General features: G+C 72.5%; 15 protein-coding genes. 8 read left to right on the top strand and 7 right to left on the bottom strand.

What is annotated here, in order from left to right; all coding sequences use genetic code 11:
- Window positions 1-82: 82 nt before the first annotated feature.
- The 6 genes from QOL15_RS03795 (at window position 83) to QOL15_RS03770 (ending at window position 4847) form a co-directional block, all read left to right on the top strand.
- Window positions 83-973, top strand: coding sequence for an MTAP family purine nucleoside phosphorylase (locus QOL15_RS03795; RefSeq protein WP_253181670.1), 891 nt, complete (start codon window positions 83-85; stop codon window positions 971-973).
- Window positions 970-2040: an NAD(P)-dependent oxidoreductase gene (locus QOL15_RS03790; protein ID WP_071245155.1), complete on the top strand. Its 1071-nt coding sequence runs from the start codon at window positions 970-972 to the stop codon at window positions 2038-2040. Before QOL15_RS03795 ends, QOL15_RS03790 begins: the two co-directional genes overlap by 4 nt.
- 378 nt (window positions 2041-2418) lie before the next feature.
- Complete coding sequence (locus tag QOL15_RS03785) at window positions 2419-3162, top strand: glycosyltransferase family 2 protein (RefSeq protein WP_065963548.1); 744 nt, start codon at window positions 2419-2421, stop codon at window positions 3160-3162.
- Window positions 3159-3806 carry a DUF2064 domain-containing protein gene (locus QOL15_RS03780; protein WP_065963546.1) on the top strand — a complete coding sequence of 216 codons (648 nt, stop codon included), beginning with the start codon at window positions 3159-3161 and terminating at the stop codon, window positions 3804-3806. The genes QOL15_RS03785 and QOL15_RS03780 overlap by 4 nt, the downstream gene beginning before the upstream one ends.
- Complete coding sequence (locus QOL15_RS03775; RefSeq protein ID WP_083230314.1) at window positions 3803-4465, top strand: bifunctional 2-polyprenyl-6-hydroxyphenol methylase/3-demethylubiquinol 3-O-methyltransferase UbiG; 663 nt, start codon at window positions 3803-3805, stop codon at window positions 4463-4465. The genes QOL15_RS03780 and QOL15_RS03775 overlap by 4 nt, the downstream gene beginning before the upstream one ends.
- Before the next feature lie 136 nt (window positions 4466-4601).
- A complete protein-coding gene (locus tag QOL15_RS03770; protein WP_065963544.1) occupies window positions 4602-4847 on the top strand; it encodes a hypothetical protein in 246 nt (81 codons plus the stop codon).
- Between the two features lie 117 nt (window positions 4848-4964).
- Here QOL15_RS03770 and QOL15_RS03765 read toward each other — a convergent pair whose 3' ends face one another.
- From QOL15_RS03765 to QOL15_RS03735, 7 genes are all read right to left on the bottom strand, one after another.
- Window positions 4965-5330 (bottom strand): hypothetical protein, encoded by a 366-nt coding sequence (locus QOL15_RS03765; protein ID WP_071245157.1) that lies wholly within the window; start codon window positions 5328-5330, stop codon window positions 4965-4967.
- A complete protein-coding gene (locus tag QOL15_RS03760; protein ID WP_071245159.1) occupies window positions 5314-5643 on the bottom strand; it encodes a contact-dependent growth inhibition system immunity protein in 330 nt (109 codons plus the stop codon). The genes QOL15_RS03765 and QOL15_RS03760 overlap by 17 nt, the downstream gene beginning before the upstream one ends.
- 43 nt (window positions 5644-5686) lie before the next feature.
- Window positions 5687-6280, bottom strand: a complete 594-nt coding sequence (locus QOL15_RS03755; RefSeq protein ID WP_071284853.1) for a contact-dependent growth inhibition system immunity protein — start codon at window positions 6278-6280, stop codon at window positions 5687-5689.
- A 96-nt stretch (window positions 6281-6376) separates the two neighbouring features.
- Complete coding sequence (locus QOL15_RS03750; protein WP_071245163.1) at window positions 6377-6742, bottom strand: contact-dependent growth inhibition system immunity protein; 366 nt, start codon at window positions 6740-6742, stop codon at window positions 6377-6379.
- Window positions 6742-8529 (bottom strand): RNase A-like domain-containing protein, encoded by a 1788-nt coding sequence (locus tag QOL15_RS03745; protein ID WP_071245165.1) that lies wholly within the window; start codon window positions 8527-8529, stop codon window positions 6742-6744. Before QOL15_RS03745 ends, QOL15_RS03750 begins: the two co-directional genes overlap by 1 nt.
- Window positions 8526-8915 (bottom strand): DUF6507 family protein, encoded by a 390-nt coding sequence (locus QOL15_RS03740; RefSeq protein WP_139197219.1) that lies wholly within the window; start codon window positions 8913-8915, stop codon window positions 8526-8528. Before QOL15_RS03740 ends, QOL15_RS03745 begins: the two co-directional genes overlap by 4 nt.
- Complete coding sequence (locus QOL15_RS03735; RefSeq protein WP_071245167.1) at window positions 8912-9763, bottom strand: DUF6177 family protein; 852 nt, start codon at window positions 9761-9763, stop codon at window positions 8912-8914. Before QOL15_RS03735 ends, QOL15_RS03740 begins: the two co-directional genes overlap by 4 nt.
- Window positions 9764-9866: 103 nt before the next feature.
- On the opposite strand from QOL15_RS03735, the gene pgm reads away from it, so the two are divergent.
- Together pgm and QOL15_RS03725 are read left to right on the top strand one after the other, a co-directional pair.
- Window positions 9867-11486 (top strand): phosphoglucomutase (alpha-D-glucose-1,6-bisphosphate-dependent), encoded by a 1620-nt coding sequence (gene pgm / locus QOL15_RS03730; RefSeq protein WP_071245169.1) that lies wholly within the window; start codon window positions 9867-9869, stop codon window positions 11484-11486.
- 258 nt (window positions 11487-11744) lie between these two features.
- Window positions 11745-14180 carry an MDR family MFS transporter gene (locus QOL15_RS03725; protein ID WP_071245171.1) on the top strand — a complete coding sequence of 812 codons (2436 nt, stop codon included), beginning with the start codon at window positions 11745-11747 and terminating at the stop codon, window positions 14178-14180.
- The last annotated feature ends 89 nt before the right edge of the window (window positions 14181-14269 follow it).

Genomic DNA, 14269 nt, shown 5'->3' with positions numbered 1-14269 from the left:
CGGCTGCTGCCGGAGGGGCGTCGCTAGCGTATCCAGGGCGCACCGCGCACCGAGGACATCCGGAGGACCTGTGGAGGACGACGTGAGCACGACCGCACCTGTGGACGGAACGACCGCACGCATCGGGGTGATCGGCGGCTCCGGCCTGTACCGACTCTTCGAGGAGGGCACGGCCGACGAACTCGTCGTCGAGACCCCGTTCGGCGCGACGTCGAGCCCGATCACCGTCGGCACCATGTCCGGCAAGCGCGTGGCCTTCCTCACGCGGCACGGTCGCGAGCACTCGGTCGCCCCGCACCTGATCAACCACCGCGCGAACCTGTGGGCGCTCCGCTCGCTCGGCGTCCGCGCGATCGTGTCCTCGAGCGCCGTCGGTGGCCTGCACCCCGACTACGCGCCGGGCACCTTCGTGGTCACCGACCAGCTCATCGACCGGACCTGGGGGCGCGCGGACACGTTCTTCGAGGACCAGGTGCAGCACCTGTCCTTCGCGGACCCGTTCGACCCCGTACTGCGTCGCGCGGCGATCGACGCCGTGGCCGCCCTCGGCGTGCCGTTCCGACCGACCGGCACGTGCGTCGTGATCCAGGGACCGCGCTTCTCGACGCGCGCCGAGTCCGTCTGGCTGCGCGAGGCCGGGGGCCACACCATCAACATGACGATGACGCCCGAGGTGCCGCTCGCGGCCGAGCTCGGCATCGGCACCGTCAACCTGTCGTTCGTCACGGACGCCGACGCGGGCCTCGCCCCGGCGACGGACGAGACGGCGGCTGGCACCACGCCCGCCGACGACACCGCGGCCCCCGTCACCCACGCCGCCGTGATGGAACGCCTGGCCCGCGCGAACGAGGTCATCGTCCGCGCCATCGGCGACATCGTCGCGGCGCTGCCGGACGACTACAGCCCGCGTGAGCTCGTGCCCGCGGCGGCCAGCGAGAGCGTCCTCCGCACGACGGTCGAGCCCCGCGCGTGAGCCGCCTGCTCGTCACCGGCGGCGCGGGCTTCATCGGCTCCGCGATCGTCCGTCGTGCACTGGCCGAGGGCCACGAGGTGCGCATCCTCGACTCCCTGCGCGACGACGTCCACGGTGACCCGGGCGAGGTCCTCCGCGCCCACGAGCAGCAGGGCATCGCCTTCGTGCACGGCGACGTGCGCGACCGCGTGGCGCTCGAAGCCGCACTCGACGGAGTCGACGTCGTCTGCCACCAGGCCGCCAAGGTCGGGCTCGGCGTCGACTTCCAGGACGCCCCCGACTACGTCTCGTCGAACGACGCCGGCACCGCCCACGTCCTCGCCGGCATGGACCGGAACGGCATCGGTCGCCTCGTCGTCGCGAGCTCGATGGTCGTCTACGGCGAGGGCGCCTACACGACCGCCGACGGTGAGCCGATGCGCCCGCCGGCCCGCCGCCGCGAAGACCTGGACGCCGGTCGCTTCGACCCGATCGGTCCGGACGGTCGTCCCCTGCTGCCGGGGCTGATCGACGAGTCGGCCGCCCTCGACCCGCGCAACGTCTACGCGCAGACGAAGGTCGCGCAGGAGCACCTCGCCTCCAGCTGGGCGCGCGCGACCGGCGGGACGGCCATCGCCCTGCGGTACCACAACGTCTACGGGCCGGGGATGCCCTCGAACACGCCCTACGCGGGCGTCGCGTCCCTGTTCCGCTCGGCGCTCGCCCGCGGCGAGGCCCCGCGGGTGTTCGAGGACGGCCGACAGCGCCGCGACTTCGTGCACGTGGACGACGTCGCCGGCGCGAACGCCGCCTCGATCGCCGCGACCGCGGACCTGCCGGCGGAGACGTTCCGCGCGTACAACGTCGGTTCCGGGGTCGTGCACACGATCGGTGACATGGCCGCGGCCATCGCCGGTCCGGACGGTCCGCAGCCCGTCGTCACCGGCGAGTACCGCCTGGGCGACGTGCGGCACGTCACAGCTTCGTCCGACCGGATCGCCGCCGAGCTCGGGTGGCGCGCGCAGGTCGACTTCGAGCGGGGCATGCGCGAGTTCGCCACCGCCCCGCTCCGCGCCGCCGTCCGCTGACCGAACCACCGGCAGCACCCGCCCACCGGCACCGCCGGACCGACGCAGCGCATCGACCGCCCGGCGCACCGCGCCGGGCGCGACCGCGAGCACATCCGCACCCGCATCCACCGGCGCCCCGCGCCCGCCCCGCCACCCGCCCGACGCACGCGGCGCGCCGGGCGGCTGGCGCGCCTCCAGGCCGTCCCCCGAACGCGTGGCAGGACAGCCACAACACGCGCGGACCACCGCGCGGGGGACACCGATCCTGTACCCCGCTCCTCCGCGTCGTGTTCAGTCGACACCATGGACCACCCACCGGCCGACGCGCCCGACCCAGCCGCGCCCGCGACGCGCGCGACCGACGACGGAACCCGTCGATCCGGCGACCCGCACCGAATGGTCCACATGAACGTCGACGTGATCCTCCCCTGCCTGGACGAGGCCGACGCGCTCCCGACGGTGATCGGCCGGCTGCCCGAGGGCTACCGCGCGATCGTCGTCGACAACGGCTCGACCGACGGGTCGGCCGAGGTCGCGCGCGCCCACGGCGCCACCGTCGTGACCGAACCCGTCAAGGGCTTCGGGTCGGCCTGCGCCGCCGGTGTCGCGGCCGCGACCGCCGAGTACGTCGCCTTCTGCGACGCCGACGCCTCGATGGACCCGGCCGAGCTGCCCGACCTCGTGGCGCGCGTCGCCGACGGCCGCACCGACCTCGCCCTCGGCCGCCGCGTCCCGACCACGCGCGGCGCGTGGGCACCGCACGCCCGCTTCGCGAACCGCGTCCTCGCGATCCTCATGCGCCGCGCGACCGGCTACCGGCTGCGCGACCTCGGCCCGATGCGCGTCATGCGCCGCGCCGACCTCGTCGCGCTCGACCTGCAGGACCGCCGCAGCGGTTACCCGCTCGAGATGGTCCTCGCGGCGCACGCCGCGGGGTGGCGTGTCGACGAGTCCGACATCGGCTACGCCCAGCGCGTCGGCGACAGCAAGGTCACCGGCACGCTGCGGGGCACCGTCAACGCGGTGCGCGACATGTCGCGCCTGCTGCGCGAGTACGGCCGGGAGGCACGTCCCCGGACCGTCGCACCCGGTCCCGTCCGGCACACGGCCGGGTCCCACACGGAAGGAGCACGCCCATGACGGACGTCACGGTGGTCGTGGTGGCCAAGGAGTGCCTGCCCGGCAAGGTGAAGACCCGGCTGACGCCGGCGCTGACGCCGGCAGGCGCGGCACGCGTCGCGGCGGCGTCGCTGGCCGACACGATCGCCACGGTCCGCGCGCTCCCCGCCGCACGCCGCGTGCTGCTCTACGACGGGGTCGTGCTGCCCGAGGGCACCGACGACTTCGAGGTGCTGCACCAGGTCGGCGGCGGCCTGGACGAGCGGCTCGGCGCGATGTTCGACGCGATGACCGGTCCGACGCTCCTGGTCGGCATGGACACCCCGCAGGCGTCCACGTCCGACCTCGCCCCGGTGTTCGACGAGCCGGAGCGCGACGCGTGGTTCGGCCCGGCCGAGGACGGCGGCTTCTGGTCGCTCTACCTCCGCGAGCCCGACGGGGCCCTGCTCCGCGGCGTGCCGATGTCGCAGGACGACACCGGCGCGGTGCAGCGCTCGCGCCTGACCGAGGCCGGGCTCGACGTCGGCGTGCTCGAGACCCTGCTCGACGTCGACACCGTCCCCGACGCCGACCGCGTCGCCGCGCTCGTGCCGGAGTCCCGGTTCGCCGCGGCGCTCCGCGACGAGACCCTGACCGAACTCGCCGAGTGTGGAGGTACCCGATGACGATGCACGACACCGTGACCTTCGGCGCCGGCGGGGGCGAGCCCTACGCGAACGCCCTCCGCACCGACGGCCGCATCCGCCTGACCGACCCGGCACGCCCGGACGTCCACGTGACGATGGACGTGGGCCGGTGGAACGCGGCGGCGGACCGGGTCGACCGGTCGCTGCTCGACGGCGCCGACGGCCCCGTCATCGACATCGGCTGCGGACCGGGCCGGATGCTCGTCGCGGCACGGAACCTCGGCATCCCCGCGCTCGGGGTGGACGTCTCCGCCGAGGCCGTCGCGATCGCCCGACGCTCCGGCGGCACGGCCGTGCAGGGGTCGGTGTTCGACGAGATCCCGAGCGAGGGCCGTTGGGACACCGCGCTCGTGATCGACGGCAACATCGGCATCGGCGGTGACCCCGTCGCCCTGCTCGTCCGCTGCGCCGAGATCGTGCGCGACGGCGGCCGGGTCGTCGTCGAGACGCACACCGACCCCGCTGCCGACCGGTCCTTCGAGGCGCACGTGGTGGACGCCGACGGCAACCAGAGCGCGGCGTTCCCGTGGGCCGAGGTCGGCATCGACGCGCTGCTCGGGCACGCCGAGGTCGCGGGCCTCCGACCGCGACAGAGCTGGACGGTCGGCGGACGGACGTTCTGCGAGCTCGTCGCCTGACCGTTTCCCGCATCATGCAACGTGCCCTTTCTTGCATCATGCAATACAGGGGCGTAGGGTCGGGGTACCAGCCGACGGCGTCGTGACCGTCGGACCTGACGGCGCACGATCCTCGGCACGACGACGAGGAGCACCCGTGCAGATCCGACAGAACCCCCTCGGCGGCGCCTACGTCTCCGGTCTCGAGCACCGCGACGAGCTCGGTGCCTACGCGGTCCAGGCCGCCTGGCGCGCGGTCGGGAGCTACACCGGCACCGGCTCGGGCCGCGCGCTCGGCCGGTTCGTGGACGTGGAGACCCGCCGCCCGGGCACCGCGACGAGCTCGAACCGGACCGTCACCGGCTCGCTGCGCACCACGACCGGGTCGTTCCGCACCGCCTGAGCGCGGAGCGGACCCTTCCGGCGGCTCAGCCCGCGGGAAGGGCCGGCTCGGTGCCGGGGGCAACAGGCTGCCGGGGTCCGCACGCTGCTGGGGCCGGGACCCTTTCGGCACGGTCGGTCACCGGCTGCTCCCCTGCTCGCGCTCGGGACGCAGCGGACGCGGGTGTTCGAGCCGTTCGACCAGCCCACGGAGCCACTCGACCGGGCTCACCCCGAAGTCCCCCTCGAAGTCGATCGCCGCGCTGACCCAACGGACGTACGCCAGAACGGATTCGTCGTCCGGCAGTTCCCGCTCGAGCAGGCGGGCCTCCGCGACGTACTGGTCCCGGGCGGTCGGCCTGAGACGGTCGAGGGAATCGGCGTAGAGCGACTCCGCATCGGGGTAGTCGAGGTCCCAGTCGTAGTTGAAGGACGCTGCCAAGAAGTCGTAGATGTGCGGCGCGAGCGCGCCGAGCTCTCGCAGGCGCTCAGGCGTCAGGCGCATCGAGGAGCCCTCGTACGTGTCGCCGCAGGTCCCCGAGCCACTGTGCCGGGGTCCGCCCGGTGTCGAGCGACGGGTCGAGGCCGGTGTCGATCGTGCCGAGCAACCGCTCGACCTCGTCGTCGGTGCGGTACTCGGCCGCGATGGCGCTGAGTTCGGCATCGACCTCCTCGAGCTTGCCGCGGTTCATCCGTCCGAACGCGTCGTCGTACACGCGCTCGGCCGTCTCGTACTCGTCGCGCCAGTCGTAGTTGAAGTACGCGCCCATGAGGGTCCAGAAGTGCGGGTACTGCTTCGTCAGCGATTCGAGGTCCACGGGGCTCACTTCGTCGGGTACGAGGGGCAGCCCTCATGCTCGGTCAGCACGAGAGCACATCCTCGATGCGTGCTGCGATCTGCCGCAACCACGTCCGGTCGTCCAGGCCATCGTCCTCGGGGACGTAGTTGCAGTCGAGTTCGACCAGCCGTCCGCCGAGAGCTGCGGCGTCCGGCAGCACTTCGTCAAGGTCGCGCACGTCCACGAGCAACGCCTGCTGGTCCTCGTGCGACGTGACGGCCAGGAAGTGTTCGAGCGCGTCGGCGGCCCGGTAGGGAGCGTCCGCCCAGTCCTGGTGGAAGTAGGCCCCGACGAAGCCGTCGAACGCGCTGAAGTTCAGCGCGGTGGTGCTCGACAGCGCCGGGTAGGCGGTCAGGACCGTGTAACCGGCCGGCTGGTCCGGAGCAGCGGTCAGGACCACGCGGACGGCGTCGAGGTCCTGGACCCAGCCGAACGGCATGCCGCGGCCGGTGACGGCACCGGACACCGCGTAGACACGGAGTGGGCTCGGGCAGCCAGCGGCGACCCACGCGCGGATGCGCAGGTGGTTCACGTCGAGGGCTTCCGCGACGATCCGGTCTGCCTCAGCCGTCCCGCAGGTGAACACCGAGGTGCCGGTCCTGACGCTGTGTGACACGTTGCGCTCCTTCTTCGTGGTGACGGGACGGCTGATCGCGGCCGATGCGATCGTGCTCCGTCCAGCTGACGGGTACAGCTCCGTCGGTGCTGCCGGTCATCCGCTGCTCGACTCCCGGTGATCGGACGGGAGCGGACGCGGGTGTTCGAGCCGTTCGACCAGCCCACGGAGCCACTCGACCGGGCTCACCCCGAAGTCCCCCTCGAAGTCGATCGCCGCACCGACCCAGTAGATGTACTCCAGAACGGACTCGTCGTCCGGCAGTTCCCGCTCGAGCAGGCGGGCCTCCGCGACGTACTGGTCCCGGGCGGTCGGCCTGAGACGGTCGAGGGAATCGGCGTACAGCGACTCCGCGTCGGCGTAGTCGAGGTCCCAGTCGTAGTTGAAGTACGCCGCCAGGAAGTCGTAGACGTGCGGCGCGAGCGCGCCGAGCTCGCGAAGACGCTCGAGAGAGGGCTTCACTAGATCACCGGCGCCGGGAACGCCGTGAGGACGACGTACGGCGGATTGCGGCCGGGAACGTACTTGAGCACCGTGCGCACCACCGTGTCGTCGTGCATCTTCGGGGTCCTCGCGGGATTGTAACCACGACCGACGACGCGATCCGCCGGCCACTCGAAGGCCTTGGTCTTCAAGTCGATCTCACCTCGCTGCATCTGTCCGATCCACTCCTGCACTGCTCCGTGGTTGAAGTCGAGGTCGTTCGCGACGAGGCGGTTCACGTCCTCGACCGGGACGGTCCACGCGCTGTTCCGGATCGTCCCGCCCTTCCGGGATCGGATCCAGTCATCGAGCTCCTGCCCGTGCAGATCCTCCCGCACGTGCCGACTCAACGTGTGACCGCCGGCCTTCTCGGCGGCCGCGAGCCCGCCCGCGTCGATGAAGGGCTTCGACTCGACGCCGTGCGGGAGGGATCCTTCGTCGTGCGGACGGATCAGGTCCGGGTGCTCGTCGACGAACTTCGCCATCTCGCCACGGAGCATCTGGTCGAACGCCCCGTCGCCCGCGCCCGTGCCCGGGGTGAAGTGCTCGCTGCCCGTGTAGTCCCGGTAGGTCCGGTCCACCAGGTCGTGCAGTGCGTCGATGCTCTCCTTCGAGGCGCCGTTCTCCACCCACGACCGCACGTCGCGGCTCAACCCGTGCAGCCCGAGCTTCCCGAGGCCCTCGGCGAGCTCGGCCGCCTTCGCGGTGTCCTTGGCCACGCCGCCGGGACCGGCGGCACCGAGACCGAGGCCCATCGCCGCTGCGCCGGCGGCGGCACCGGGGTGCTCCTGCGCCTCGGCCCACCAGTCGCCGATCGCCTTGCCTGCTGCGTCGTGCGCCTTCGCTGCCGCGCCGTTGCGGTCCGCCGCTGCGTCCAACCAGGCGAACGGCGACAGGAAGAGCCCGAGGGTCGCCGCGCCGTCGAGGACCCCGCCCCAGGTCGAGCCGAGGGTGTCGGTCGACCAGACGCCCTGGTTGTCGAACCCGAGCATGTGGATGCCGCTCTCCATGGAGTTGAGCAGCTCGTCCAACGCGCCCTCGGAGAACTGCTCGCCGCAGGTCTTCCCCTCGGCCGTGCCCACCGCGCTCCACGGCAGGTCCACGCCGCGTGCGTTGAGGTCGTTCTCCGCGGGGGCGACGTACGCGCCCGCGAGCGTCGCCCCCGACGCCTTCTTGATCGCCGTCGCGCAGTCGGCCTGCGCCTGCTCGAGCAGCGCGACCTGGGCGTTGATCCGACGGATGAGCTCGTCGTTCTCGTGCTTCGTGACGACGTCCTCGTACCAGGGCACCATCGTGTCCTTCGGCGTCGGGTCGGTGCGGGTGGCGCCGTACGCGTTCCACGACCCGTCGACCTGGGGGCCGGTGCTCATGGCGTAGGGAGACGTGACCTTCGGGACGCTGCCCTGGACCCGGGCACGGAACGCCGCGGCCTCGACGCGCAGGTCGTCGAGCTGCCGCTTCGGACCCGCGGCGTCGGAGGCGTACGTGTCGAGCGCCTTGGCCACCCCGCGCGCCGCGGCTCCGATGGTGTGCGTGTCCGCGACGACCGGGTCCATCAGGGCGAGCACCTGCCCCGACTCCGGCGCCTCGTAGACCCCGGCCAGGGCGTGCCACCGACCGGGGATCTCGTCGGCCACGGTCCGGAGGGAGTCCCCTCCCCCGGAGATGGTGCTCGCCGCGGACGACACGGCCGCGAGGTCGAGGTCGGCGCCCGGGATGCCGTCGGGGTCGACGAGCCCGTGGTCGCCGATCGCGACGCCGCTCACCGGTCGCTCCCGGGCACGCTCGTGCCACCTGGCTCGGCCGCCGAGCGCGCGAGCACCGACAGGTCGTTGGTCTCGTGCGCGGTCGTGCCGGCGCGCTGGACGTCGGCTGCCATCTGCAGATCGCCCTGCTCGTAGGCGCCCAGGGCACCGCGGACGCCCTGCACGCCGCCCACGAGTCGCAGCGTGACCTGCTCGACGTCGTCCGCCACCTGCGCGACGAACGCACCGAGGGCCTCGCCGACGACGGCTCCGGCCCCGCCCGCAGCGTCCGCGACCCCGGTCTGCACCGACCGCAGTGCGGTGGCCGTCCCGTCCAGCGACGTCTGCATGCCGTCGAGCACGCCCCGAACACCGGCGGGATCGATCTTCCAACCCGCTGCACTCATCGAACCTCCCCCGTCCGACCTCCATCGTGACCCGGCACCGGGCCGGGCCGCAACCTGTCACCACGGACCTCCCGGGCCAGGTGGGCCGCGGCACGCCACCGCTCGGGTTCCGCGCCGTCGAACCAGAAGAGCGCTCCGGGGGTCCGCACCGGACCGACGGGACGACCGCCGAGTGCCGCGACGGAGGCCGTCAGGCCCCGCGCCCGCAGGGCGCGCGCCCCGGCGAACACCGCGAGCGGTGTCACCGGTCCCCGCAGGACCGCGTCGGTGACACCGTCGACGCGACCACGGCTGGTCGAGAACAGGCCGGACTGCGGGTGGCGACCCAGACTCGCCGACCGGAGGCCCGCCTCCAGTCCGTCACGCAGGCCGCCCGGGTCGTCGATCGCGACCACGACACGGAGGGTCTCGAACACCGACCGCGGGCCGCGTTCGACGACGAGCAGCCCGCCGACGCCCCGGTCGGCCCCGCCGACGACGAACGTCGTCGGCGCGGGCGACCGACGTTCGGCGATCTCGGTGACGGAAGCGGCGGTGAGCGGCGCGTCGCCCTCGTGCCGCGACCACGACGGTCGTCGGCCGAGGGCCGCGAGGAAGCGTTCCGACGCGGGACCGAGCAGGGTGCGCGGCGACGGAGCGTGCTCGACCGTCAGGTCGACGTGGAGGAGGTCACCGACCGGCGCGCCCGCGTCCCCCGCTCCCGCCGCCGGCCGCCACCGCCACCCGTGCTCCGCGAGCAGGTGGAGCGCTGGCCACGACAGCACCGCGCCCGGCGCGGTCTCGACGACGCGTTCCCCGTCGTGTCCCAGCCGAGCCGCGAGCGCCGCGTCCGCGCGGACGATCGTCATCTTGCTCTCCCCCGTCGGGCCACCGTCCGTGGTCCCGCCAGCAGCCTACGCAGCCAGCCGTCACCCTCGGACACCCGGACGGGGCTGGTGCCAGGATGGGTCCATGAACGACCGCGCCGGCACCCCCGCGACCGCAGACGACCTCGTCGACCTCGACGCCCTCCTGGCCGCGTACCACGAGCGTGTCCCGGACGTGTCGATCCCCGAGCAGAAGGTGGTGTTCGGCACGTCCGGGCACCGCGGTTCCTCGCTCGACACCGCGTTCAACGACACGCACATCGCCGCCATCACGCAGGCGATCGTCGAGTACCGCACGCAGCAGGGCACCGACGGTCCGCTCTTCATCGGCCGTGACACGCACGCGCTCTCGGCTCCCGCCGAGCAGACCGCGCTGCAGGTGCTCGCCGCGAACGGCGTCCGCGTGCTCGTCGACGACGCCGACGGCTTCGTCCCGACCCCGGCCCTGAGCCACGCGATCATCCGGTACAACCGCGCGGGCAACCCCGACACGGCCGACGGCATCGTGATCACGCCGAGCCACAACCCGCCGCGGGACGGTGGCTTCAAGTACAACCCGCCGCACGGCGGCCCCGCCGACAGCGACGCCACGTCGTGGATCGCCGACCGGGCGAACGCGATCATCGCCGGCGGGAACGCCCAGGTGCGCCGCCAGGAGACCACCGACGCCGAGGGCTACGACTACCTCGGCACGTACGTCGCCGACCTCGAGCACATCATCGACATCGACGCGATCAAGCGCGCGGGCGTCCGGATCGGGGCGGACCCGCTCGGTGGCGCCTCGCTGCCGTACTGGGAGCGCATCCGCGACCACTACGGACTCGACCTGACCGTGGTGAACCCCGAGGTCGACCCGACGTGGGCGTTCATGACGCTCGACTGGGACGGCAAGATCCGGATGGACCCGTCGAGCGCGAGCGCGATGGCGTCCGTCGTGGCCCGCAAGGACGAGTTCGACGTCCTCACCGGCAACGACGCCGACTCCGACCGCCACGGCATCGTCACGCCCGACGCCGGGCTGATGAACCCGAACCACTACCTCGCGGTCGCGATCGAGTACCTGTACGCGCACCGCCCGGAGTGGCGCGACGACGCCGCCATCGGCAAGACCCTGGTGTCGTCGAGCATCATCGACCGCGTCGCGGAGTCGCTCGGCCGTCGGCTGTGGGAGGTCCCGGTCGGCTTCAAGTGGTTCGTGCCCGGGCTGATCGACGGCTCGGTCGCGTTCGGTGGCGAGGAGTCCGCGGGCGCCTCGTTCCTGCGCAAGGACGGCACCGCCTGGACGACCGACAAGGACGGCATCATCCTGGCGCTCCTGGCGTCGGAGATCACCGCCGTGACGGGCAAGACCCCGTCGCAGCTGTACGCCGAGCTCACCGAGCGGTTCGGCGCGCCGGTCTACCAGCGCGTCGACGCCGCGGCGAGCAAGGAGCAGAAGGCCCGCCTGTCGAAGCTCGACGGTGACGCGATCACCGCCGACACGCTCGCCGGCGACCCGATCACCGCGAAGCTGTCGAAGGCGCCGGGCAACGACGCCGCGGTCGGCGGCGTGAAGGTCGTCACCGACAAGGCCTGGTTCGCGGCCCGGCCCTCCGGTACCGAGGACGTCTACAAGATCTACGCGGAGAGCTTCGTCGGGCAGGAGCACCTCGAGCAGGTGCAGCGCGAGGCGAAGGAGATCGTGGACGCCGCACTCGGCGCCTGATCCCGAGCCCGGCCCCACCGCCGGTCAGCACACCACCCACGACGAGACGCCGCCCGTCACCCCGGCGGCGTCTCGTCGTCCGGCGAACGGCACCCGGCACCCGGCACCCGGCACCCGGCACCCGGCGTACGCTCCCGGTCATCTGAGCGACGCCCTGCCGATCCGTTCAGGAAGCCCCTCCCCGTGCGCCGATCAGTTGCGGCGGATGTAACTTTGCAGGACGCGCAAGTTCACCACCTCCTCCAGGAGCCACTCCGCATGACCCAGACGGCGACCGCACCCGCGGCACCCACCACGTCCTCGAACGCGGTGATGAACCACCGGCAGATCCTGCTCGTGATCTACGGCCTCATGGCCGGCATGTTCCTCGGCGCCCTCGACCAGACCATCGTCGGCACCGCGATCCGCACGATCGGCGACGACCTGCACGGGCTCGACCAGCAGGCGTGGGTGACGACCGGGTACCTGATCGCCTCGACCGTCACGACCCCGATCTACGGCAAGCTCTCCGACATCTTCGGCCGCCGCCCGCTGTTCCTGACCGCGATCGGCATCTTCATCGTCGGCTCGTTCGCGGCGTCGTTCTCGACGTCGATGCTCATGCTCGCCGGGTTCCGCGCGCTGCAGGGCCTCGGCGCCGGTGGTCTGATGTCCCTGCCGCTGGCGATCATGGGCGACATGCTCGCCCCCCGCGAGCGCGCCAAGTACCAGGGCTACTTCCTGGCCGTGTTCGGCATCTCGTCCGTCATCGGTCCGCTGGTCGGCGGCCTGTTCGCCGGCGCGTCCCAGATCCTGTTCGTCAGCGGCTGGCGCTGGGTCTTCCTGATCAACGTCCCGATCGGCATCGGCGCGCTCGTCATGGTCCTCACGTTCCTGCACCTGCCGAAGTTCGGCGACCGCAAGAAGCCGCGGATCGACTGGTGGGGCGCGACCCTGGTCATCGTCACCCTCGTCCCGCTGCTCCTCATCGCCGAACAGGGCCGTGAGTGGGGCTGGGACTCCCCCGGCGCGTTCGCCTGCTACGGCATCGGCGCACTCGGGCTGATCGCCTTCGTCATCGTCGAGCGGTCGATGGGTGACGACGCGATCCTGCCGCTCAAGCTCTTCGGCTCGCACGTCTTCTCGATGGCCGCCGTGCTGAGCGTCCTCGTCGGCTTCGGCATGTTCGGCGCGATGCTCACCATCCCGCTGTACCTGCAGATCGTGAAGGGCGTCACGCCGACCGAGTCGGGCTTCGCGATGCTCCCGATGGTGCTCGGTCTGATGATCTCGTCGATCGCCTCCGGCCAGATCATCTCCCGCACCGGTCGGTACCAGGTGTTCCCGATCACGGGCACGGCCTTCACCGCGATCGGCTTCACCGTCCTGACGTTCCTGACGGCCGACCGACCGCTCTGGTTCCTCATGCTCGGCATGTTCGGCATCGGCCTCGGGCTCGGGCAGCTCATGCAGACGCTCACGCTCGCGGCGCAGAACTCCGTCAGCCCTCGGGACATCGGCGTCGCGACGAGCGCGGCGACGTTCTTCCGCCAGATCGGCGGCACGATGGGCACCGCGGTGCTGCTGTCGGTCCTGTTCTCCCTCATGCCGACGAACATCACCGGCGCGATGCAGGACGAGTCCACCCTCAAGCCCGCACTGAACGCCGCCCTGACACCCTCCGTCGCGAACGCGTCGGACAACAAGGGCGTGATGGACCAGATCTGGTCGAAGATCGTCCGCCCCGTGCAGCAGAACGTGCAGAAGGGTCTCGACCAGGGCGCCGCGGCGGCGAAGCAGGCGGCCGACCAGGCCGTGACGCAGAAGGTCACGTCCGCCGTGCAGCAGCAGGTCGCGTCCGGCGCGATCCCGGCCTCCGCAGCGGACGCCGTCATCGCCCAGCAGGTGGCCGCCGCGAAGCCGCAGGCCGAGCAGCAGGCGCTCGAGACGGTCGCCGCGAAGGCGAACGCCGAGGTCGTCGACGGCACGGTGCAGGTCGACTACAGCAACGCCGACCAGCGCCGCGCCGTCGTGGACGAGGTCGCGCCGAAGCTCGTCGACCAGCTGAAGCAGGGCAACACCGCCGCGAGCTCGGGAGCCGGGTCCGCCACGAGCGACACCTCGTTCCTGAACGGCGCCGACCCGCGGCTCACCCGTCCGTTCCTCGTCGGGTTCAGCAGCTCGGCGGTGGTCGTCTACTGGGTCGGCCTCGCCGTGATCCTGCTCGCCTTCGTCCTGACCTGGTTCTTCCGCGTGCCGCCGCTCCGCAAGGTCTCGGCGCTGCAGGAACAGGCCGACGCCGCGAAGGGTGCGCAGCGCGCCGCCGACGACGAGCGGTCCGCCGCGGACCGTCTGGCCGCCGACGCCCAGCGGGCCGCGGCGAACACCGGATCACTCGTGACGCCCGACACCGGCTCGATGCGCACCGTCCCGACCTCACCGGACGTCGCGGCGCAGCCCCGCCCCGCCGGCTCGGCGGTCGGGTCCGGTCGGACGGGAGGCGCGTCCTCCTCCGCCGCTGCGGGTCACGGGACGCGCGACCAGGCCGTCCAGACGACGCACGGCGCGCACGCGGCCCCGGCACCCGTCGACGAGCCGCCCGCGGTCACCGGCGCGCTGCGCACGCACCCGGCGCACGCCGCCGGGACCGAGGCGGGCAGCGCCTCCCGACCGGACGCCGACGAGCACCCGCACGGGCGGCACTCGGCCGAGTAGCCGCACCCGGCGGCCGACGGCCGCCCCCACCAGACGAGCAGGGCGCTCGGCGTGACCACGCCGAGCGCCCTGCTCGTCTGCGTCCCCGG

The organism is Curtobacterium sp. MCBA15_012, assembly GCF_001864935.2.
Lineage (GTDB): Bacteria > Actinomycetota > Actinomycetes > Actinomycetales > Microbacteriaceae > Curtobacterium.
The sequence above is the reverse complement of the archived record's forward strand: the minus strand, read 5'-3'. Positions and strand labels throughout refer to the sequence as shown.